Annotated in this window: 17 protein-coding genes and 2 pseudogenes; 11 read left to right on the plus strand and 8 right to left on the minus strand. The window is 71.4% G+C overall.

Annotation, left to right across the window (positions count from 1 at the left end):
* Positions 1-501: 501 nt before the first annotated feature.
* The 8 genes and pseudogenes from H5J30_RS00770 to H5J30_RS00800 all read left to right on the plus strand — a co-directional run bounded on the left by H5J30_RS00770 (position 502) and on the right by H5J30_RS00800 (position 9,483).
* Positions 502-1,389, plus strand: coding sequence for an MIP/aquaporin family protein (locus H5J30_RS00770; RefSeq protein WP_181785182.1), 888 nt, complete (start codon positions 502-504; stop codon positions 1,387-1,389).
* A 161-nt stretch (positions 1,390-1,550) separates the two neighbouring features.
* A pseudogene (locus H5J30_RS37600) lies at positions 1,551-1,761 on the plus strand (FGGY family carbohydrate kinase); the annotation flags it as partial.
* A gap of 1,066 nt (positions 1,762-2,827) precedes the next feature.
* Entirely contained in the window at positions 2,828-3,364 is a 537-nt protein-coding gene (locus H5J30_RS00775; RefSeq protein ID WP_181785200.1) for a hypothetical protein, read from the plus strand.
* A gap of 103 nt (positions 3,365-3,467) precedes the next feature.
* On the plus strand, positions 3,468-4,301 hold the full coding sequence (locus H5J30_RS00780) for a UbiA family prenyltransferase (protein ID WP_309505382.1): 834 nt from the start codon (positions 3,468-3,470) through the stop codon (positions 4,299-4,301).
* A 95-nt stretch (positions 4,302-4,396) separates the two neighbouring features.
* Positions 4,397-5,485, plus strand: coding sequence for a type III polyketide synthase (locus H5J30_RS00785; protein ID WP_181785184.1), 1,089 nt, complete (start codon positions 4,397-4,399; stop codon positions 5,483-5,485).
* A complete protein-coding gene (locus H5J30_RS00790) occupies positions 5,482-6,000 on the plus strand; it encodes an isoprenylcysteine carboxyl methyltransferase family protein (RefSeq protein WP_181785185.1) in 519 nt (172 codons plus the stop codon). Before H5J30_RS00785 ends, H5J30_RS00790 begins: the two co-directional genes overlap by 4 nt.
* A gap of 10 nt (positions 6,001-6,010) precedes the next feature.
* Positions 6,011-7,039 (plus strand): NAD(P)/FAD-dependent oxidoreductase, encoded by a 1,029-nt coding sequence (locus H5J30_RS00795; RefSeq protein ID WP_181785186.1) that lies wholly within the window; start codon positions 6,011-6,013, stop codon positions 7,037-7,039.
* 449 nt (positions 7,040-7,488) lie between these two features.
* The gene (locus H5J30_RS00800; RefSeq protein WP_181785187.1) at positions 7,489-9,483 is read left to right on the plus strand and encodes a glycoside hydrolase family 9 protein; all 1,995 of its coding nucleotides are present in this window, start codon (positions 7,489-7,491) and stop codon (positions 9,481-9,483) included.
* 563 nt (positions 9,484-10,046) lie between these two features.
* Here H5J30_RS00800 and H5J30_RS00805 read toward each other — a convergent pair.
* A complete protein-coding gene (locus H5J30_RS00805) occupies positions 10,047-11,537 on the minus strand; it encodes a UDP-N-acetylmuramoyl-L-alanyl-D-glutamate--2,6-diaminopimelate ligase (RefSeq protein WP_181785188.1) in 1,491 nt (496 codons plus the stop codon).
* Positions 11,538-12,255: 718 nt separating this feature from the next.
* Positions 12,256-13,062 (minus strand): IclR family transcriptional regulator, encoded by an 807-nt coding sequence (locus H5J30_RS00810; protein ID WP_309505386.1) that lies wholly within the window; start codon positions 13,060-13,062, stop codon positions 12,256-12,258.
* 164 nt (positions 13,063-13,226) lie between these two features.
* Here H5J30_RS00810 and H5J30_RS37605 point away from each other — a divergent pair.
* Positions 13,227-13,421, plus strand: a pseudogene (locus H5J30_RS37605) (hypothetical protein); the annotation flags it as partial.
* Between the two features lie 116 nt (positions 13,422-13,537).
* A complete protein-coding gene (locus tag H5J30_RS00825) occupies positions 13,538-14,548 on the plus strand; it encodes a 2-hydroxyacid dehydrogenase (RefSeq protein WP_309505383.1) in 1,011 nt (336 codons plus the stop codon).
* Positions 14,549-14,606: 58 nt separating this feature from the next.
* On the opposite strand, the gene H5J30_RS00830 is transcribed toward H5J30_RS00825, so the two are convergent.
* The 6 genes from H5J30_RS00830 to H5J30_RS00855 form a co-directional block, all read right to left on the minus strand.
* Positions 14,607-15,323, minus strand: coding sequence for a sulfite exporter TauE/SafE family protein (locus H5J30_RS00830; protein WP_181785189.1), 717 nt, complete (start codon positions 15,321-15,323; stop codon positions 14,607-14,609).
* Entirely contained in the window at positions 15,320-16,378 is a 1,059-nt protein-coding gene (locus H5J30_RS00835) for an ABC transporter ATP-binding protein (protein WP_181785190.1), read from the minus strand. The genes H5J30_RS00830 and H5J30_RS00835 overlap by 4 nt, the downstream gene beginning before the upstream one ends.
* A complete protein-coding gene (locus H5J30_RS00840; protein WP_181785191.1) occupies positions 16,378-17,352 on the minus strand; it encodes an ABC transporter ATP-binding protein in 975 nt (324 codons plus the stop codon). Before H5J30_RS00840 ends, H5J30_RS00835 begins: the two co-directional genes overlap by 1 nt.
* Complete coding sequence (locus H5J30_RS00845; protein WP_309505384.1) at positions 17,349-18,362, minus strand: ABC transporter permease; 1,014 nt, start codon at positions 18,360-18,362, stop codon at positions 17,349-17,351. The genes H5J30_RS00840 and H5J30_RS00845 overlap by 4 nt, the downstream gene beginning before the upstream one ends.
* A 10-nt stretch (positions 18,363-18,372) precedes the next feature.
* Positions 18,373-19,302, minus strand: a complete 930-nt coding sequence (locus H5J30_RS00850; protein WP_181785192.1) for an ABC transporter permease — start codon at positions 19,300-19,302, stop codon at positions 18,373-18,375.
* Between the two features lie 67 nt (positions 19,303-19,369).
* On the minus strand, positions 19,370-20,836 hold the full coding sequence (locus H5J30_RS00855; protein ID WP_309505385.1) for an ABC transporter substrate-binding protein: 1,467 nt from the start codon (positions 20,834-20,836) through the stop codon (positions 19,370-19,372).
* A gap of 319 nt (positions 20,837-21,155) precedes the next feature.
* On the opposite strand from H5J30_RS00855, the gene kdgD reads away from it, so the two are divergent.
* Positions 21,156-22,070, plus strand: coding sequence for a 5-dehydro-4-deoxyglucarate dehydratase (gene kdgD / locus H5J30_RS00860; RefSeq protein WP_181785194.1), 915 nt, complete (start codon positions 21,156-21,158; stop codon positions 22,068-22,070).
* The last annotated feature ends 115 nt before the right edge of the window (positions 22,071-22,185 follow it).

Genomic DNA, 22,185 nt, shown 5'->3' on the forward strand with positions numbered 1-22,185 from the left:
ACGCTGTTCGGCCGCCGGCTCCGTTGTCCGGGTCGGCACGACGACCACGCGTGATCACGTGTCCTTCGGATGAACAGTCTGCATCTCCGCGCGGGGCCTCCCAACGCCGGCTGCCTGCGCGCCTCGTCTCCGGCCCAGTGTGGACGACCGTGGGCGCCCCCGTCGCCGCCGGGGTCGGTCGAGGTGACGGGCTGGCCGACGTTCTGGGGCGGCTGGTGTCCCGGGCGACCAGGCCAGCGCCCTCCAGCCGTCGCAGTTCGGCGTAGGGGATGCGGGCACCGGAGGCCGCCGTCACTGATACCCGCCCGCTGAGCAGAGATTACCTTCATGCCCCCTCGCACCCGCCTTCATTGAACTCCCTGCGCCATAGCCTCACTTCCTGTCGCGCGGGTTGCTCCGTATAGGTGAAATCTGCGGACTCACCGGCGCGTCCACCCCGAATTACCCTGCGTTTCGGGTGAGGAATTGAAAGCTCCGCTGCTTTCTGACCGAGGAGGGTACATGGCTGAACGCATCGTTCGTCGACGCGGATATCGAGAAGGACTCGGCGGCGAGATGGCTGCCGAGTTCCTGGGCACGTTCGTCCTGATTCTGCTGGGTGTCGGGTCGGTGGCTGTCGCAGTCGCCGGTCTGCCGGGATCAGGCCGGCAAACCGGCGACTTCGGGCCCGCCAACTGGCTCATCATCTCGTGGGGATGGGGCCTCGCCGTGGTATTCGGCGTGTATGTGGCAGGAGGTATCAGTGGAGCCCACATCAATCCCGCAGTGACCCTCGGGTTCGCGGCTCGACGGGATTTCCCCTGGAGGAAGGTCCTGCCCTACTGGTTGGCGCAGGTCGTGGGCGCCTTCGTCGCCGCCGCGCTCGTCTACGCGACCTACAGGTGGGCCATCGACGCGGCCATCACAAAGGCGGGTGTCACGCGGGACAAATCGCTGCCCACATACTCGATCTTCGCCACGTTCCCCGCCGAATACTTCGGAGACTCCTGGTGGGGTCCCTTGCTCGACCAGATCGTGGGGACCGGCATCCTGCTTCTGCTGATCTGCGCACTCATCGACAAGCGCAATACTGCCCCGATGTCCAATCTCCATCCGTTCCTCATCGGTTTGGTGGTCGTCGCGATCGGGTTGACCTTCGGCACAAACGCAGGGTACGCAATCAATCCCGCACGTGACTTCGGCCCCCGATTGTTTACGTATTTCGAAGGCTGGGGCTCTATTGCCTTCCCCGGTACGTTCGAGTGGTTCAGCGGCTATTGGTGGATCCCCATTGTCGGCCCGCTCATCGGCGGACTCGCCGGTGTCGCGGTGTACGACCTTCTCATCTCTCCGCTGATCAAGGCCAGGAGCGTAGAGCCCGAAGAAGGTCCCGCCACCGAGGAGCCGTAGAACACGAAGCAGGCTCCGTGCGGCAGTGGCAGCACCCGGATGACCGTACTCCACGGGCGCGCGCACCGGACTCATTCGATGGTTCGGTGCGGGCGCCCTGCCTGACCCGAAACGTCCCCCAGAGCGTGATGACACCAGGGCCAGGAGAGGAGGCGACAACCATGCCCGAATTCGTCGGCACTGGACCGGGGGACCACCAGCACGCGCTTCATGATCTTCGATCACGCAGGCATGAGGTGGCCGTGCAGCCACTCGTCGAGCGCCATCAGATCCCGCCGCAGTCCGGTTGGGTCGAGCACGACCCGGTGGAGATCTGGGAGCACACCAACACGGCGATCCAAAAACGCCCTCCGAAGCGGAGGACGGTCCGCGTTCCCGGGCAGCTGCTGGCCGAGCCGCCCGGCCTGGACCGCGAGACTGGGCGGCGGCCGACCCGGACCGCTTCACCGTCCCGGACCAGCGCCTCACCCGGTTCAGGGCCGCGGGCCTGACCATCAACGAACGGCCCGCCGAGCCCGCCAGCCAGGATGTGCGTGCTCAGCACTCCCGCGGCCTCGCAGGAGTGCTGAGCGCCTACAGGGCCAGGCCGTAGCCCGGTCACTCCCACGGACCATGGGAACGTTCGGGAACCCTGCCGGCCACCACCCCGGAAGGGGGCACTTGCCATCGTAGAACGCTCAGCCCGCGCCGAGCCGCTCCGCGAGACCGCAGCGTGTCCCCACCGCCTGCGCAGCACCAGGACTCCGTCCGGGCGGGACAATCTGCCCCGGACACTGGCGAGTACCGCGAAGGCCCTGGAGGACGCAGCAGGAGTTTCGCCGGACCGACGCGGCTTCGTCATCGCCTCACTGGGCACGCTCACCGCCGCCCACTGGCCGCCACCACCGAAGCCGCCGCCATGCAGTGCCCATCGAGGGGTTGCTGGACCGCGCCATGGAGCACCTCCTCACGCTGATCGCCGACACGATCGAAGGCGTGTCAGCCTGGGAGTAGCGCCTTTGCCGCCGCCCTTGATATCGGCGACGCCGAGGGCGGCCGGCCCGGGACAGCAAATGGAGGGATCCGGCCTGGGCGCTGGCACGCCCGCGAGACATGTCGCCAAGCACTACACCATCTGGGCATCGCATCTGTCGGCCGCCGGAAAGCACGCCGCGTTCTGCGGCGGCGAGGGGCGTGGGTGAGCACCGGCCACGCCTGGATCGTGGGATGCGGGGCGGCCCCTGCGGGCAGGGCGAGCAACTCAACGGCGCGCCATGGCGGTACGGAGCCCGAGGCGGAGGGCAGGCGCAATGGCAAGGCCCGGCGCTCCTTGGCGAGGATGAAGAGGTCCCAGACGGCGAGCGGATCGAAGCGGGCGGAGGAGTCGGCCCAACTGCCGTGTTCGCCGGATGCCGGAACGCCTCGTGTGAGCGGAGGAGCGACGGGGCACCTGATGTGCATGCGTGTCGCGATTACCGGGGCGAGCCGGACCATCGGTTCCGTCGTCGTGCAAGGTCTGCGTGTCAAGGACGCCTACGGCCTCGCGGCTCGGGGCCTTCAGCTGCCCCACGACCCCGCCTGCCTCACCGAACTCGGAATCGGCGGTATCAGCCGGGTGATCGCCGGGCAGGGTGGCGCCGGCCTGCTCCCCGCTCCGGTACGCAGTGCCCGCCCTCGTACTCAGCGGGGCGCTCGGCCCGCTGCCGGCCCTGCTGAGGAACCGAGGGCTGACTACCGCCACGGTTCACCCGACGATGTCGCCGTGGCGCTCCGCCGGCGCGTGGCGGATCCCTTCCATCTCACCGCCGATACGCCTGTGAGCGCGGCGGTCATCGCGGACGCGCTCGGTGCCAGGCCGGTGCACGTGCCCTTTGCGGCGGTACGCGCCGTCATGCCGGCTGCCTGGCATGCGCGCCTGCAGCAGCTCGGCACCGGGTGGCCGGGCATGGCCTTCGGGACGGCCCGGACGCGCCTGCCGGGGTGGTCGGGGGCATGAGGGAGGCCGCGTCCGGCGGGGCGCCCGTGTGGCAGCCGCGCACCGGGCTTGGCGCGCTTGGCGACGCCACCCACCGTGGTCCGGTGGCGGTGCGGCGGCTCCCGTGACCACCGATTCCGCTCAGGCGCGCCCCGGACCGTCGCCCGTGCTTGCGCTGCTCGCCGCAGCCCACGGCGGGCCCGCCCTGGCGGTCACCGCCGTCACGGCCCTGCTCGCGGTCCGCGCGGACCTGCAGCCGCTCGACGCCGTCGTCGTCACCGGGGCGGTGTTCACCGGTCAGTTGACGATCGGCTGGGGCAACGACCTGCGCGATCTCTCTCGCGACCGTGTCGTCGGCCGCACCGACAAGCCGCTGGCCACCGGCGCCCTCCCGGTCGGCTGGGCGGTGCGTGCCGTGGCCACCGCCGCGCTCGCGTGTCTCGTACTGTCCGTGCTCTGCGGCTGGCGCAGTGCGCTGGTCAACGTCGTCCTCGGCACCGGTGCGGGCCACGTCTACAACCTCGGGCTCAAGGCCACCTCGTGGTCCTGGGTACCGTACGTCAGTGGCTTCGGGACGCTCCCGTCGATCGTCGCCCTCGCCGGCCCCACCCCGGTCTGGGCACCGCTGTGGATGACCGGTGCCGGGGCCGCGCTCGGCGTCGGGGCGCATCTGCTCAACGCCCTGCCCGACCTCGCCGACGACGCACGCACCGGCGTCCGCAGCCTGCCCCACCGGCTCGGCGGACGGCGCTCGCGCGTCCTGGCCGCGGTGCTGCTGCCGGCAGCCTCGCTGCTCGCCGTGCTCGGTCCCGCCGGTACCCCCTCGTGGTGGGCAGGGGCGTCCCTCGCACCGGTGGTCGTCCTCGCGGTGTTCACGCTGGCCGCCCGGGGGCGCACCCCCTTCCGGGCCGCGTTGGCCATCGCCCTGCTCGACGTCGTGCTGCTCGTGGCCGGCTGATGGCGTCAGCACCCGCTCACCCGCACCGTCGCGCTCGGCCTCGGCCGGGCGCTTGTCGTACCCACTCGTCCGATCGGCCCGACCCGGGAGCCAGCATGACCATACGCGTCCTCAGCGTGCACGGCGTCCTGCCCGAGCACCGCTACCGGCAGGAGGAGATCACCGAGTCATTCGCCACCGCGCTGGCCGAGGGCACGCTCGATCGCCGCGTCGTCGAGCGGCTGCACCGCAACGCGTGCGTCGAGAGCCGGCACACCGTGCTCCCGCTGGAGGAGTACGCCCGGCTCGGGGACTTCGGCCGGTCGAACGACGTCTTCATCCGGGCCGGCGTCGAACTCGGCAGTCGCGCGGTGGTCGAAGCGCTCAAGGACGTCGGCCTCACGTCGGCCGACGTCGACTACATCGTGTCGTGCACGGTGACCGGCCTGGCCGTTCCCTCGCTCGAAGCCCGCGTCGCGGCGGAGATCGGGCTGCGCCCCGACGTGGTGCGCCTGCCCCTCGTCGGCCTTGGCTGCGTCGCCGGCGCGGCCGGCATCGCCCGCCTGCGCGACCTGCTGCGCAGCGACCCGGACGGGGTCGCGGTGCTGATGTCGGTCGAACTGTGTTCGCTCACCCTTCAGCGTGACGACACCTCGTTCGCCAACCTCGTGGCAAGCGGTCTGTTCGGGGACGGTGCCGCGGCGGTGGTCGCCGTCGGCCCCGAACACCCGCTTGCGCAGTCCGACGACCCCGCCCGCCCCGAGGTGCTCGCCTCGCGCAGCCGTCTCTACCCCGAATCGGAGCGCGCGATGGGCTGGGACATCGGTGCCGGCGGCTTCCGGATCGTGCTCGACTCCTCGGTCCCCGACCTGGTGCGCCGGTACGTCGGCGAAGACGTCCGCGGCTTCCTCGCCGACCACGGACTGACCGGCGAGGACCTCGGCTGGTACGTCGCACACCCCGGCGGCCCCAAGGTCCTGGAGGCCCTGCAGGAAGCCCTCGGCGTCGAGCGGGACGCCCTGAGGCTGACCTGGGACTCGCTGCGCCGGATCGGCAACCTGTCCTCCGCCTCGGTGCTGCACGTCCTGGCGGACACGCTCGCCCACCGCCCGCCCCCGCCCGGATCCCACGGGCTCATGCTTGCCATGGGCCCCGGCTTCTGCTCTGAACTCGTCCTCCTGCGCGCCCCCGGGGGTGAGAGGTGAGCGGCGAGGTCCTGTTCACCGCCCTGGTCCTGGCCGTCGGCCTGGAGCGGGTCGCCGAACTTGTCGTCTCCCAGCGCAACGCCGCTTGGAGCATCGCGCGGGGCGGCGTGGAGTCCGGGCGAGGCCACTACCCGTTCATGGTGGTGCTGCACACGGGCCTGCTTGCCGGCGCGCTCGTGGAGGTGTGGGTGCGGCGGCCGGACACCGCACCGGTCCTCGCCTGGGCCATGCTCCTGCTCGTCGCGGCCTCACAGGCGCTGCGCTGGTGGTGCATTGCCACCCTGGGCCGGCAGTGGAACACCCGGGTGATCGTTGTGCCCGGCAGTCCGCGCGTGACCGGCGGCCCCTACCGCTGGTTCTCGCACCCGAATTACGTCGCCGTCGTCGTCGAGGGCCTCGCGCTGCCGCTGGTGCACTCGGCCTGGATCACGGCAGTCGTCTTCACCATGCTGAACGGGTTCCTGCTCACCACCCGCATGCGCGTCGAGGACGCCGCCCTGGCACGGCTGGCCTGAGGAGGCGCGCATGGACCTGCTCATCGCCGGCGCCGGACCCGCGGGTCTCGCCACGGCCGTGCACGCGGCCCGGGCGGGGCTCGACGTCGCCGTCTGGGAGCAGCGCGCCGGCACCGTCGACAAGGCGTGCGGCGAAGGGCTGATGCCGGGTGCCGTCGCCGCCCTGGCGGCGCTCGGCGTACACCCGCCGGGGCACGACCTGCGGGGCATCCGGTACGTCGCCGGACCGCACCGGGTCGACGCAGACTTCCGGGCGGGCCCGGGCCGCGGGGTGCGCCGCACCGCGCTGCACACGGCGCTGCGCGAGGCGGCGCTGGACGCGGGCGTGCGGGTCGAGCAGCGCACGGTGCGCCGTGTCGAGCAGGACGACGACGGTGTCGTGGTCGACGGGACCCGCACCGGCCACCTCGCCGCTGCCGACGGCCTGCACTCTCCGATCCGCCGAGCCCTGGGCCTGCACCGGCCTCACCGGGCCCGCCTGAGGCACGGGCTGCGGCGTCACTACAGGCTCGCCCCCTGGAGCGACTACGTCGAGGTGCACTGGGCCCGTGACGCGGAGGTCTATGTGACGCCGGTGGCCGACGACCTCGTAAGCGTCGCGGTGCTCACCACCGCCCGCAGACCGTACGACGACCACCTTGCCGCCTTCCCCGCGTTGCTGGAGCGGCTGGCCGGAGTCGGCACCGCCGGGCCGGTGCGCGGGGCGGGCCCGCTCCGCCAGGATGCGAGCGCGCGCACGGCCGGCCGGGTGCTGCTCGTCGGCGATGCGGCCGGCTACGTGGACGCGCTGACCGGCGAGGGCATCGCGCTGGCGCTCGCCCAGGCGTCGGCGGCGGTGCGAGCAGTCGTGAGCGGCGACCTGATGGCCTACGAACGGGAGTGGTGGCGAATCACCCGGCGATATCGCTGGCTGACCCGGGCGCTGCTCGGCGCGACGAGGATGCCCCCGGTCCGGGCAGCACTGGTGCCCGCGGCGCGGCGGCTGCCGTGGTTGTTCGCCGCGACCGTCGACGCGCTCGCGCATCCGGCACGGACGTGACCCGGCCCCCGGCCACTGTCCCCGTCCCTTCGGACTGCCTCTCCATCGCTCCTGATCCCGGGCGGCCACCACCGGCTGCCGCGTGTTGTGCCGTCGCGGACATGGCGTGTGGGACCTGCCGGCCGGTGGCACCCGCACGCGGGTGCGGCACCTGCGACCGGATCGAGCGTTCGATCGGCCCGGAGCGGGAGTCCAACCACGTGTGAGACACGGCGGCAGCCGCACGATGGAGCGCTGCGAGACCGTACACCCACTGCCCGACCGGCCCCTGCCGGGCCACCCCGCCACCGGGCCGCCCCCCGCCGGGCCGTCACCATCGGCGCCGGGCATCTCATCCGCCGCTCGCATCATTGACGTGAGCACGGCACAAGAGGAGCATGGAAGCGGATTGGGAGCGCTCCCATTTCATGCCGGGATCCCGCTGACCACGGAATCAGAAGGGCCGCCGCATGCCGACTTCCGCATCCGCCCGTCCCGCCCGCAGGGGCCCCCGCCGATGGAGTCGCGGCCGGTCCGGGCTCGTCGTCGGGCTGATCGCCGGCGTGGTGTTCGGCGGTGGGCTGCTCGCCCCGCCCGCGGCAGACGCCGACGAGTCCACGGAGGCGGGGTTCAACTACGCCGAGGCACTACAGAAGTCGATGTTCTTCTACGAGGCGCAGCGCTCCGGCGACCTCCCGGCCGGCAACCGCGTCAACTGGCGCGGCGACTCCGCGCTCGACGACGGCTCCGACGTCGGCGTCGACCTCACCGGCGGCTGGTACGACGCCGGCGACCACGTGAAGTTCGGCTTCCCGATGGCGTTCTCGACCACACTGCTGGCCTGGGGCGGGCTGGCCGCGGAGGACGGCTACCGGCAGTCGGGCCAGCTCGCGTACCTCAAGGACAACCTGCGTTGGGTCAACGACTACTTCATCCGCGCGCACCCCGAGCCCGACGTCCTCTACGCCCAGGTCGGCGACGGCGACGCCGACCACCGGTGGTGGGGACCGGCCGAGGTCATGCCGATGGAGCGGCCGTCCTACCGGGTGCACCCCGGTTGTCCGGGATCGGACGTCGCCGGCGAGACCGCCGCCGCCATGGCGTCGTCCTCGCTGCTCTTCGCCGACGACGACCCGTCGTACGCCGCGACCCTCGTCCGGCACGCCGAGGAGCTGTACGATTTCGCCGACACCCACCGGGGCGTCTACTCGGACTGCGTGCCCGCCGGTAACTTCTACCGCTCCTGGTCCGGCTACCAGGACGAGCTCGTCTGGGGCGCGTACTGGCTCTACAAGGCGACCGGCGACGCCTCCTACCTCGCCAAGGCCGAGACCGAGTACGACCGCCTCGGCACCGAGCCGCAGACCGACACCCGCAGCTACCGCTGGACCATGGCGTGGGACAACAAGGCGTACGGTGCCTATGCACTGCTGGCCATGGAGACCGGCGACGACCGGTACGTCCAGGACGCCAACCGCTGGCTCGACTACTGGACCACCGGCGTGGGCGGCCAGCGCGTGCCGTACTCGCCCGGTGGCCAGGCCGTCCTCGACACCTGGGGCTCGCTGCGCTACGCCGCCAACACCGCCTTCGTCGCCCTGGTCTACTCCGACTGGCTCGCCGGCACCGACCCGGACCGGGCGACGCGCTACCGCACGTTCGGCGAGCGCCAGATCGACTACATGCTCGGCGACAACCCGCGCGGCTCCAGCTACGTCGTCGGCTTCGGCGCCAACCCGCCGCGCAACCCGCACCACCGCACCGCCCACGGCTCCTGGACCGACCAGCTCACCGCACCCGAGACCAACCGCCACGTGCTCTACGGCGCCCTGGTCGGCGGCCCCTCCGGCCCCGACGACGAGTACACCGACGACCGTCAGGACTACGTCGCCAACGAGGTCGCCACCGACTACAACGCCGGCCTGTCCGGCGCGCTCGCCGCCCTCGTCGAACGGCGCGGCGGCACCCCGCTGCCCGAGTTCCCGCAGCCCGAGGAGCCCGACGGCCCGGAAATGTACGTCGAGGCGTCCCTGAACGCCGTCGGCGCGGGATTCACCGAGGTCAAGGCCACCGTCCGCAACCGCAGCGGCTTCCCCGCACGAACGCTGGACCAGGGCGCCTTCCGCTACTGGTTCACCCTCGACGAGGGCGTGGACCCGGCGGACCTCACCCTGTTCTCCGGCTACAGCGAGTGCCCCTCACCGCTGCGCGGGCCCTTCCAGGCGGTGGGCGACCTCTACTACGTGGAGTTGGACTGCACCGGGAAGGCGATCTTTCCCGGCGGCCAGTCCCAGCACCGCGCCGAGGTGCAGTTCCGCATCACCGGGGGCACCGGCTGGGACCCCACCGACGACTGGTCGTACCAGGGCCTGACCAACCAGCCGACCCCCGCCGAGAACATCTCGCTCTACGACTCGGGAGAGCTGGTCTGGGGCGAGGAGCCGAGTTCGACGCCCGGAGGTTAGACCGTCCGTGCTGGTCGTAACGGCGACGGCGGTGTGGCAGCCGCCCCGCGGACACCCGGTGGCCATGCCGTCGCGCCGGCTCGCGAGAGCAGCGGATCGAGCACCACCGGGCGGCGGTTCCGACCGGGCAGGTGCGGGCTTGGCGGGAGGCCGCCGGGATCCGCACCTTCTGCCGGGCCCGCGTCCGAGCCGGCGACGCACCGGTTGCCACGGATGGGGCGGACTGGCCGCAGTGGGCCGAGTCGCATGCGGAGCAACCGACCCGCTCCAGGACTCCTTGCACACTCCACCGAATCCACCAGCAGGTCGGGAGGTGCCGTGTGAATGGGCGAATGTCGATCTCTACGCCTGCCCGTGGCCGTTCGTCACCGAAGGCCACCGGACTCGCCTCGATGACGACCCGGCCGATCCGCACACGTAATCCGGCCCTGTCCGGCCCGTAGACGACTTCGCCCTGTCCGGGAAGGACGGGGCGAAGGGTTTCTGCGGCGATGGTGAACGGGGTTTCCCTACGTTCCCCGGCTCCGAGGACAGCCTTGTGGGCGTCCGGTAGCAGCGCGCTCCTACCGCGTAGGCGCCGCAAGCTCGCGAACCGTCGCCATGTCGCTGAACGGGAGCAACCGCTCGCCGACGATCTGGTACGGCTCGCTGCCCTTCCCCGCGATCAGGACGATGTCGTGCCGGTCGGCGACGGCCAGAGCGCGGGAGATCGCCCGGCGGCGGTCAGCGACGCGTTCGAACGGTGTGCCGGTCGCCGTGAGGCCCGGAGTGATCTCGTCCATGATCATCTCGGGGTCCTCGCCGCGGGGGTTGTCCGAGGTGAGGACGCACAGGTCGGAGAGGCGTCCTGCGATCTCCCCCATCCGGGCGCGCTTGGTGTTGTCCCGGTCCCCGCCGCAGCCGAAGACGGTGATGACCTGGGCGGGGGCGAAACCCCTGATGGTGGTCAGGACCTTGTCCAGGGAGTCGGGGGAGTGGGCGTAGTCCACGATCACGGATGTGCCGCTCGGGGTCTCGAAGCGTTCGAAGCGCCCGGGGATGGGGGGCATCTGTTCGAGGGCCGCGACCAGCCCTTCGAGGTCATGCCCGAGCAGGTGGCAGGTCGCGAGGGTGGCCAGGGCGTTGGCGACCGAGAACCGGCCGGGCAGGGGGATCATCGCGGGATACTTCTGATCGGCGTGGTGGAGGGTGAAATGCGTGCCGAGGGCGTCCATGGTGAGGTCGGTCGCCCAGTAGTCCGCCTCCGCGTCAAGAGCGTACGTGGACACCGCACCGGGCATCATCGCGGGGATTCGCGTACCCACCGGGTCGTCGGCATTGACCACCGCGCGTCGGCACAGGCCCTGGAACAGCCGCAGTTTGGCGTCCCGGTAGTTCTCCATCGTGCCGTGGTCGTCCAGGTGATCCTGCGTCAGGTTGGTGAAGACGCCAACATCGATGAACGAGTGGTCCACCCGGTTGGTCAGCAGGCCCATCGACGTGGCCTCCAGAACCACGCTGCCGACTCCGCGGTCGCGCATGCATCCCAGCAGATACTGGAAGTCCGGGGACTCCGGCGTGGTCAGCGCCGACCTCGGCATGGGGATCAACTCGTCGCCGATCCGGCTGCCGGCCGTCCCGATCACTCCGACCCTGGCGCCCTCGGCGATTCGCAGCATGGACTCGACCATGTACGACACCGATGTCTTTCCGTTGGTGCCGGTGACGGCCACCATGTCCATCTGCCGCCCGGGCTCGCCGTAGTAGCGAGAGGAGGTGATGGCGGCGGCCATGCGTGTGTCCGGCACGCGGACGAGGCAGACTCCCCCGGCCGGCACCCGGACCGATCGGGGCAGGTCCGATGTCCCGCCATCGACGAGCATCGCCACCGCACCACGAGCGAGCGCCGGTCCGACGGACTCGGGGCCGCCCCCGCGGTGGCCGGGCACGGCGATGAACAACGACCCCGGAGACACCCGGTGGGCGTCGATGGACGTGCCCGCGGTGATCTCTGTCTCCGGATCGCCCTGAAGTACCTCGTAGTCGTGCCCGGCCAGCAACTCACTCAACTTCACAGGGGCCCTTTCAGGGGTGTGGCTAGGCCGTTCGTCCGGCTGTTGCCGAGAGATGGGCGTCGACGGTGGCACGCCGAAGCCCGGGGGGGTGTGGAACGGGTGGTGCGGCAGGCGCGGCAGGTGCGGCGGACCCAAGCGGTCAGGAATGTGCGCGTCGAGCCGGACGCCACAGGTCAGCTCGGGAGGATGGTCCTACGGTGCTCTCGGTGCGGGAGCAGGGCAGTCCGCGCGGAAAGAAGGTCCACGGAGCGGAGAACAGTGGGGGAAGCCCGGTGGGCGTCGCTAGCCGTGGCCGTACAACGCCCGGCAGACGGCGTTCGGCTCCTCGGTGTGGGCCACGGTCGCGGGACAAAGGGCGCACATACGGGGAGTCTGCCGAAGGCACTCCCTCACGACACGTGTACAACCCATGCGCCAAGTGTACGTGCAAGCGGATGCTCCGAGGATCCCCCGGGCCGATCGTTCATCCCCGCACACCAGCGAAGAAGCCTCGGCTCGCCGTTCGTGCACGTCGGAGTTCAGGGCCGGGATCGTCGCGCTGTGCCGGCGTGGCGACCGCTCGGTTGGCCAGGTTCGCCGGGGACTTCGATCCGATACTGCGCCCGCCGCACCGGCGAACCCGGTCCGTGGCTGCCCGAATCGCCACCCGCTCACGAAGACCAGGGCCCCCACCACCGGCCACGCGTCGCCCGGCGCCTTCCCGGCGCCGGTCTCCCCGCTACCTGATGCCCTTGCGGCGCAGCGTCTGGGCCAGTTCGTTGGCGTGCTGAAGCATCGTCTCGGCGACGTGGGCGACCTCGCGGTCGGACGCGCGGGACGCCGGCATCGAGCAGCTGATCGCGTCCGTGGCCGGGATGCGGTAGCCGACCGAGGTCGCGACGCAGCAGAGCCCCGGGGTGTTCTGCTCCCGCTCCAGCGCCCAGCCGCGGGCCTGGCTCGTCTCCAGCTCCACGTGCAGCGCGGAGCGGGTGGCGACCGTGTGCTCCGTCAGCGGGGTCAGCAGCTCGTCGGGGAGGATCGCGTTCACCTCCTCCGGGGTGCGTTCGGCCAGCAGCGACTTGCCCAGCGCGGTGGCGTGTGCGGGCAGTTGCCGCCCGACCCGGGAGACCAGACGCTTGGGCTCGGTGACGTCCCTGGTGGCCAGGTAGATGATGTGGGGTGCGTCCAGGCGCGCGTAGTGCGCGGTGTAGCCGGTGGCGGCGCGCAGGCTTTCGAGCTGCTGGACGGCGAAGGGAAGCGCGGGGTCGTGGTCGAGATAGGCGGTGCCGGCGAGCAGGGCGCGCGGGCCGACGCCGTAGGTCTGCTCGCCGTCCGCGGTCTCGATCCACTTCAGGGACGTCAGCGTGCGCAGCAACGCGTAGAGGCTGGAGCGCGGATAGCCGGTGCGCTCCTGGAGCTGGCTCAGGCTCAACGCGTCCGCGGACTCGGCCAGCGCCTCCATGATCCGGGCCGTGCGCTCGGCCGACTTGACGGGGCCGCGGCCGGACTTCGGCTCGGGCACCCCCGTCGTGGTGTCGCTTTCCACCAATCCGTCACCCCTTGAGAAAGTGCGCTCCATCATACGGGACGGACATCGGATGGTGACCGCCCTCCATGGATACAGCTTGCATCCGCATACGAAACCAAACAAAAGGGGATCCTCATACGCAGGCATTGTCTTCATTCGTAGACTCATGGCAGGATGCCGCCATGCCCCCTTCTGCTCCAGGTGACCCGGGCGCCCCGCCGGTGCCTGCCGGGAAGCACCGGATCGCCGACGTACGGGTGACCCCGGTGGCCTTCCGCGACCTCCCTCTGCTCAACACCGTCGGGGTGCACGAGCCCTTCGCCCTGCGCACGGTCGTCGAGGTGGTGACCGACAGCGGGGCGTACGGACTCGGTGACCGGGACGCGCTCGCCCGGCTGCACCGCCGGTACGTCGACTGCGGCATCCGGGAGCGCGACGACACCGGCTGCATGCGCCGGTTCGAGCCCGGCTTCGAGCCGTCGAGCCCGCGGTGGTGAGCACGCCGCTGCACGTCCTGGTCACCGAGCCCGTGATGGGCCGGTTCCGGGACGTGCTCACCGCGAAGGGCGCGGGGCCGGCGCACCGCTGGACCTTCGCGTACGGCAGGTCACCCGCCTCCGGCGACGAATCCGCGGTGCGCGCCGCGGCGGCGACGGCGGACGTCCTGGTGTGCTCGGCGGCGCCCGTCGAGCTGCTGGCGGGGATGCCGCAGCTCAGGCTGCTGCACGTCACCGGCGCCGGCTACGACAGGATCCCCCTCGCCGCGCTCGGCCCCGGCGTCCAGGTCGCCAACACCTTCCACCACGGCCGCTCGATCGCCGAGCACGTGATGATGGTGTCGATGATGCTCCTGCGCGACGTCGCGCGGGCGGAGCGCAACATGCGCGCCGGCGTCTGGCGCAACGCGGTCGTCGACGACTCCTATCCGTTCGGCGGCGTCCTCGCCGGCCGGGCCCTCGGCGTCCTCGGCCTCGGCGAGATCGGCGCCGCGGTGGCGCGTACCGCCACTGCGCTCGGGATGCGGGTACGTACGGTACGGCGCGACCCGGCCGCGCCGCTGCCCGCCGGGGTGGACGTCGACTGGGTCGGCGGCCGGGACCGGCTGCACGAGCTGCTCGGCGGCTGCGACGTGGTCGTGGTGACCGTGCCGCTGAGCGAGGAGACCCGCGGCCTGGTGGACGCGGCGGCACTGGCCGCGATGAAGCCGTCCGCCGTCCTTGTCAACGTCGCCCGCGGGCCGGTGGTGGACGAGAAGGCGCTGCACGCCGCGCTGTCCGAGCGGACCATCGCCGGCGCCGCCGTCGACGTGTGGTGGCGCAACCCGCGCGAGCCCGGGGCGCCGCCGCCGTCGCGCCTGGACTTCACCGGGTTCGACAACGTGGTGCTCACCCCGCACCAGTCGGGCCATACCGAGGAGACGTTCCGCGGCCGGGCCCGCGACATCCGGGACAACGTCGACGCGCTCGCCGAGGGGCGGCCGCTGCGCAACGTCGTCGCACCCTGAACCGCCCGGTGGTACCGGCCTCCCGGGGCCGCCCGGGGGCAGCGGGGTACCGGGCCCCTCAGATCACCTGGCTGCCGATCAGCAGCACGGCTCCCAGCGCCGACATCACGATGGCGGACCAACGCAGCCGCCGTTTGTCGAGGAGCCGGTTGACATGGCGTGACAGCGCGTACCCCAGCAGCGGCCCGGGTGTCAGCAGGGCGGCCATCACCAGCGTGTCCGTGCCGATGGAGCCGGTGAGCGCGAGCATCCCCACCGACAGCACGGAGCCGATGAGGAAGAAGCCGCTCATCGTGCCGCGCAGCATCGGGCCGTCCTTGCCCTGCCACACCAGCGCCATCGGCGGTCCGCCGATCGACGTGGCCGTGCCCAGCAACCCGGACGCGGAGCCGGCCAGCACGAGGTTCTGTCGGCGCGGGCTCGGCGCCCAGCCGAACGCGGCGAGTGCGACGCCCAACAGCACCACGCCCGCGAGCAGCAGGGTGAGGCCGCGTGCCGGCAGCACCGCCACCAGCAGTGCCCCCGCCACGGTGCCCGGCACCCGGCCGACGAGCGCCCAGCCGGTGCCGCGCAGATCGATGTGCTCCCGCTCGGCCATGGTCACCAGCAGCGTGACCATGACCGCCAGCATGATGAGCGTGCCGGGGATGAGGGCGGGGTCGACCAGCGCCACCACCGGCGCCGCGAACATCCCCATGCCGAAGCCGATGGACGCCTGCAAGCAGGACGCGAGCACCACCGCGACCGCGATCACGAGATAGCCGGTGAGCGTCACCGCGCTCCCCGGCCCGCCGGCACCGGCTCGGCCCCCTCCCCCATCGGGTGGAAGCACGCGGCGGTGTGCCCGTCGTCGTCGGGGTCGGGGGTCAGCTCCGGCGACGCCGCGGCGCACTCGTCGGTCGCCTTCCAGCACCGGGTGCGGAAGCGGCAGCCGGACAGTGGGGAGAGCGGGGAGGGAAGCTCGCCCTTGAGGATGATCTGCTCGCTGCGTCCGTCGCTGTCGAGCGAGGGGGCGGCGGACATGAGTGCGGCGCTGTACGGGTGCAGGGCGCGGCCGAAGACGGCCTCGGTGCCGCCCTGTTCCACGATCCCGCCGAGGTACATCACCATCACCCGGTCCGCGACGTGCCGCACCACGGACAGGTCGTGCGAGATGAAGAGGTAGGAGACGCCGAGCTGCCGTTGCAGGTCGTTCAGGAGGTTGAGCACCTGGGCCTGTACGGACAGATCGAGCGCGGAGACGGGCTCGTCGCAGACGATCACGTCCGGGTCGAGCGCGAGCGCGCGGGCGATCCCGATCCGCTGCCGCTGGCCGCCGGAGAACTCCTGCGGATAGCGGTTCTCGTCGCCGGCACGCAGCCCGACCAGGCCGAGCAACTGCCGCACCCGTGCGCTGCGCTCCTTGGCGGATCGGAACAGGTCCTTGTGGGTGCGCCACGGCTCGCTCACGATGTCGCCCGCGGTCATCCGGGCGTTGAGAGAGGCGAACGGGTCCTGGAAGACCATCTGTACCCTGCGCCGCCACTGGAGCAGTCGGGCTCCCCTGAGTGTGAAGGGGTCCACCCCGTCGAAGCGGACCGTGCCGCTGTCGGGCCGCTCCAGCATGAGCAGCGTGCGGGCCAGGGTGGACTTGCCGCAGCCCGACTCTCCGACGAGGCCGAGGGTCTCGCCGCGTCGCAGGTCGAAGGAGATGCCGCCCAGCGCGCGCAGTCGCCGCGTCCGGCCGCCGCTGCGGATGGGGAACGTCTTGGTCAGGTCGCGCACCTGGAGCAGGGGCTCGCCGGCCGGGCCGGCCGGATCGACTGTGCCGGTGTCGGCTGTGTGAGTCATCACTTCACCTCGGCAGAGAAATGGCAGGCGGCCGTCCGCCCGGGCGCGACCTCGGCGGGCTCGGGCCGGCAGGTCCGGCACAGGTCCCGCGCCAGCGGGCAGCGGTCCTGGTAGACGCAGCCGGACGGGATGGAGTGCAGGTCCGGCGGGGCGCCGCCGATGGACTTCAGGTCATCGCCGCGGGCGGCGTGCACCGGCACCGAGTCCAGCAGGCCCTTGGTGTACGGGTGCCGGGGCCGGTCGAAGACCTCCCGTACGGGCCCGGACTCGACCACGTTTCCCGCATACATCACCACGACCTCGTCCGCCTGTTCCGCGACGAGTGCGAGGTCGTGGGTGATGAGCACGACGCTCATGTCCCGCTCGGTGCGCAACTCCCGCAGCAGATGCATGATCTGGGCCTGCACGGTCACGTCGAGCGCGGTGGTCGGCTCGTCGGCCAGCAGCACGGACGGCGAGAGCGCGACGGCGATGGCGATCAGGAGCCGCTGGCGCATGCCGCCCGAGAACTGGTGCGGGTAGGTGTCGACGCGCGTCTCCGGTTCGGGGATGCCGACCCTGGCCATCAGGTCGACGGCCTCCCGGCGGGCCTGCTTGCGGGAGAGCCCGCGGTGGATCCGGAACGGCTCGGCGAGCTGGGTGCCCACCGTATAGACGGGATTGAGCGCGGTCAGCGCGTCCTGGAAGACGATCGCCAGTTCGGGCCCCGCCATGGCGCGGCGGGTCTGCTCGTCGGCCGCGACCAGGTCGGTGCCGTCCAGTACGACCCGGCCCCCGGCGACCTCGGCGGTGGGGTCCAGCAGCGAGACGATGGCCTGGGCGGTCATCGACTTCCCGCAGCCGGACTCGCCGAGGAGCGCGAGGGTCCGGCCGCGCCGGGCGCTGAAGCTCACCTTGTCGACGGCGCGTACGGTGCCGTGCGGGGTGCGGATGTCGACGCTCAGGCCGTCGACCTCAAGGACGGTGCCGGTCACGACTGTGCCTCCTGGGGTGCCGGTGCGGTACGGGTGCGGTGGCGGGCCCGGCGCGGCAGCGTCAGCCGCCAGCGCTGGGCGGGGTCCGTGGCCAGCCGCGCCCAGGCGGCCAGCACGGTCGCCGACACCGTCGTGACGATGATGGCCAGGCCGGGGAAGAACGTCAGCCACCACGCGGTCTGAAGGTAGCTGCGTCCCTGGGAGACCATCAGGCCCCAACTGACGTCGGGCGGCTGGATGCCGATGCCGAGGAAGCTCAGCGAGGACTCCGCGAGCATGACGTAGCAGAACTCCAGGGTGGCCAGGGTCAGCAGGGTCGGCAGCACGATGGGGAACACGTGCCGCCGGATGATGGCGCTGCTGGAGGTCCCGAAGGTCCTGGCCGCGTCGACGAAGAGGCGGCTCTGTAGTTCGGTGGACTCCGCCCGGGCGGTGCGCAGGTAGACCGGGATGCGGGTGATGGCCAGCACCACGACGAGGTTGGCCACGCTGGGCGAGAAGACGTAGAGCACGACGACCGCCATCAGCAGCGACGGGAAGCTCATGATGATGTCGGCGACGCGCATCGCGAGCGTCTCCCGCAGGCCGCGGTGGTAGCCGGCCCACATACCGATCAGCGCGCCGATCGCCAGCGCGAGTGCCACCGCGGGGGCCGCCACGCTGAAGGTGGTGCGGGCGGCGACGACGAGCCGCGCCAGCACGCTCTGGCCGAGCGGGTCGGTGCCCAGGACGCCCAGCCACCCGTCGTCGAAGGTGAACGGGGGCTGGTTGGTGTTGTCGAGATGCTGCTCGGTGGCGGCGGATCCGACCAGCAGTGGGCCGAACACCGCGGTGAGCACGATCAGCGACAGCACCGCGGCCGCGGCGGTCGCGACCCGGTCGCGCAGGAGCATGCGCCACAGGCCGACCCGGCTGTCGCGGGCCGGGGCGGAGGGCTCGGCACCACCGGCGGGAGCATCGGAGCCGGTGGCGGGGCGGCCGTCCGCGGCCTTGTCGGACAGGGTACTCACGGCATCCTCCTCAGACCCTCGCCGTCTCGCGGACGCGCGCGTCGAGCAGCGCGTAGCAGACGTCGATGACGATGTTGAGCACGAAGATGGTCACCGCGGTGAGCAGCACCGTGGCCTGTAGCACCGCGAAGTCCCGGCCGGTGATCGAGTCGATCATCAGCTTCCCGATGCCCGGCCAGCCGAAGATTGTCTCCACCACCACTGCCCCGTTGACGAGCGAGACGGTGAGATCGCCGGCGACGGTCAGCGCGGGCGCCGCGGCGTTGCGCAGGGCGTGGTGGCTGACCACCCGAACGCCGCCCGCGCCCTTGCTGCGGGCCAGCCGCACGTACGGTGCGGACAGCGCGGAGACCATGGCACCACGCACGACCTGCGTGAGGACGCCAAGCGGGCGGATCGCCAGGGTGGCGACCGGCAGCACCCAGGACGACATGCCGTCGCTGACGCCCGAGGTGGGCAGCGCCCCGAGGCCGACGGCGAAGATCCACACGCCGGTGATCGCGAACCAGAAGTCCGGCACGCTGGCGGCGGTCATGGACAGGAACGAGGCGATGCGGTCGGCCAGGGAGTTGGGGCGGAAGGCCGCCCAACTGCCGATGACCACGGCGCCGGCCACGGCGATCAGCATGGTGGCGCCGGCGAGCTGGAGGGTGGCGGGAAAAGCCCGCAACGCCATGGTCGCCGCCGACTCGCCGGTGCGCAGCGACTCGCCGAAGTCGAGCCGGAACACGCCGCCGAAGTAGTCGGCGATCTGCTGCCAGATCGAGTCGTCGAAGCCGTTGCGCTCGGTGAAGGCCGCGCGCTGGTCGGGGGTGGCGGATTCGGGCAGGTACAAGGACGCGGGATCGCCGGTGAGCCTCGCGAGCACGAAGACACCGAGGAGCACGGCGACCAGCGGCAGGATGCTGGTCAGCACGCGGCGGCGGAGGAAATGGAACATTCCTGTCCCCAGGTTGGAGTCGGTCGCCTGCGGCCGGCGCCGGCGGGGCACCGGCCGTAGGGCGTGGTCAGTCGGCGGGTGTGAACTCGGCGATCCGCATCTCGTCACCGGTTGCCGAGTTCGGTCGGTAACGCACGTCCGGGGCGAGGGCGATGACGCCGTACATGTGGGCGATGTAGGCGTACTGGGAGATCTCGTTCGGCTCCTCGGTGAAGACCTCGGCGAGCGCGTCCTGGCGCTCGGCTCCGGTCTTCGCCTCGGCGGCCCCGATCTTCCGGTCGAACGCGGCGGTGCCGCCGGAACTCTGGAAGCCCTTGCTGAGCAGGTACTGGTCCATGCTGAAGGCGGCGTCGCCCGCCTGGTTGCCGTGCTGGATCAGCATCAGATAGGGGCCCGCGTCCTCGGGGAAGGGGCGTTCCTGGAACTCGGTGCTGCCCGCGGTGTCCTTCATCTCGATCTCGACGTCGAGGCCGAGGTCGTCCAACTGGTTCTGGATGACCTGCACGGTCTCGTCGACCTTCGGGAACAGCGCGGTCCGGCTGATCAACCGGATCGGCTCGTCCACGTCGACCCCGTCGGCCTTCGCCTCGGCCAGCAGCTTCCTGGCTTTCGCGAGGTCGGTCGGCCAGGGCCGCAGGCTCTCGTTGTATCCGACGACTCCCTGGGGCACGAGCTGGGCGGCGGCCTTCGCCTTCCCCTGGAACAGCGAGCCGACGATGCCCTTGCGGTCGATCGCGTAGTTGATCGCCTGGCGCACCCGCTTGTCGTCCAGCGGCGGCTCGGTGACCTGCATCCGCAGGGCGGTGGTCTCGTTGTTGGGGTACTGCTCGGCGGCGTCCCCGGCGCCGTCCTCGGGGCTGAGCGCGGTGGCGACGTCGACCTCGTCGTTGGCGATCATGGCGGCTCGGACGCTGCCCTCGGTGCGCCACTGGTAGTCCACGTTGCCGTAGGCGGGAGCCCGGCCCCAGTACTGCTTGTTCGTGGCCAGGGCGAGCCGCAGCCCCGGCTCCCAGTTGGCGATCCGGTAGGGACCGGTGCCGATCGGCTCGCGGACCTTCTTCTCGGAGTCGGTGGACGTGGGCACCATCTCGATGAAGGAGAGCCGTAGCGGAAGGATGGGATCCGCCTCCGGGGTGGCCACCGTGAGCGTCTGCGCGTCCCGCGCCGCCACCTTCAGGTCCACGTCTCCGAAGACGTACCCTTCCACGTTGCAGCCAAGCTCGGAGTTGACGGCCCGGTCGATGGAGTAGGCGGCGTCCTCGGCGTCGAAGCGCGAGCCGTCGCTGAACTTCACCCCCTTGCGTATGCGGTACGTCCACTCCGTGCCGGAGGTGCGTTTCCAGGAGGTCGCGAGCTTAGGCTCCAGCTCGCCGGTGCCGGGGTCGCGCTCGGTCAGCGGCTCGGTGATGTTGGACCGCACCACCACCCCGGTCGAGGTCAGGGATGCCTCGCACGGCTCCAGCGTGGGCGGCTCCTCCGGCAGCACGACGCGCAGCGCGTCGCCGTCCGCCGTCACCGAATCGCTGTTGGCCACGGTGCAGGCACTGGCTGCCAGCGCCGTGGACAGCACCAGCGATACGGCCGCACGCCGACGGCGCCCACCGGCACGGGCCGGGCGGGGGTCGGGAACAGGGGACATGGGATTCCTCCACCGTGGCATCCACATCTGCGTCCACGGATGTAGATGCTGTCTCGATTGGTGAACGCACGGTAGAGGGGTGCCCTGAGAGGCGTCAAGAGAGTGCGCACGCCTTGCATGTCGTACGCATATGCAGACACTGTTTTCATGTATGTGCCTGATCTGTTAGCTTGACGATCTGCTGCGCCTCACCATCCGATCCTGGAGTACCCCCATGGCCCGTTTCTCGCCTGACGACCTACGCCGCGTCCTGGGCTCCGGCCTGCTGTCCTTCCCGGTCACCCACACCACCGCGGACTACGCCTTCGACGAGCCGGCCTACCGCGCCCACCTACAGCGGCTCACCGGCTACGACGTGGCGGGCCTCTTCGCCGCCGGCGGCACCGGCGAGTTCTTCTCCCTCACCCACACCGAGGTGGAGACGGTGCTGCGGGCAACGGTCGCCGAGGCCCCGGACGGCCTGCCCGTCGTCGGCGCCGCCGGCTACGGCACGGCGACGGCCACCGCGATGGCCCGGCAGGCCGAGGAGAGCGGAGCCGACGGGATCCTGCTGCTGCCGCCGTACCTGACCGAGGTCGGACAGGAGGGCCTCCACGCCCACGTCGCGCGGGTGTGCGCGGCCACCTCCCTCGGCGTGGTCGTCTACCACCGCGCCAACGCCCGCTTCACCGCCGGGACCGTCGCCCGCCTGGTGGCGGAGTTCCCGAACTTCGTCGGGTTCAAGGACGGCGTCTGCGACATCGATCTGATGGCCACGCTGCACGCCGAGCACGGCGACCGCCTCGTCCTCATCGGCGGCCTCCCCACCGCCGAGACCTACGCCCTGCCCTACCTCGAACTCGGCGCCACCACGTACTCCTCGGCGATCTTCAACTTCGCTCCCCGGTGGGCCGTCGACTTCTACGCCGCGGTACGCGCCCACGACAAGGACCAGGTCTACGCCCGGCTGCGCGAGTTCGTCCTGCCGTACCTGGCGATCCGCGACCGCGCCCCCGGCTACGCCGTCTCGATCGTCAAGGCCGGCCTCACCACCTCCGGCCACCCGGCCGGCCCGGTGCGTCCCCCGTTGACCGATCTCACCGAGGACGAGCACGCCGAGCTCGCCGAGCTCGTGAAGAAGGTGGTCTGACATGACCCACGACGACACCGGTGACACCGGCGGCGGCACCGGCGGCAGCGGTGCGCTGACCGGCGCCATGGTGATCGGCGCCGAGCGCGTGCACGGGACCCACGGCGCCGTGCAC

The organism is Streptomyces phytophilus (assembly GCF_013870535.1).
GTDB classification, from domain to species: domain Bacteria; phylum Actinomycetota; class Actinomycetes; order Streptomycetales; family Streptomycetaceae; genus Streptomyces; species Streptomyces phytophilus.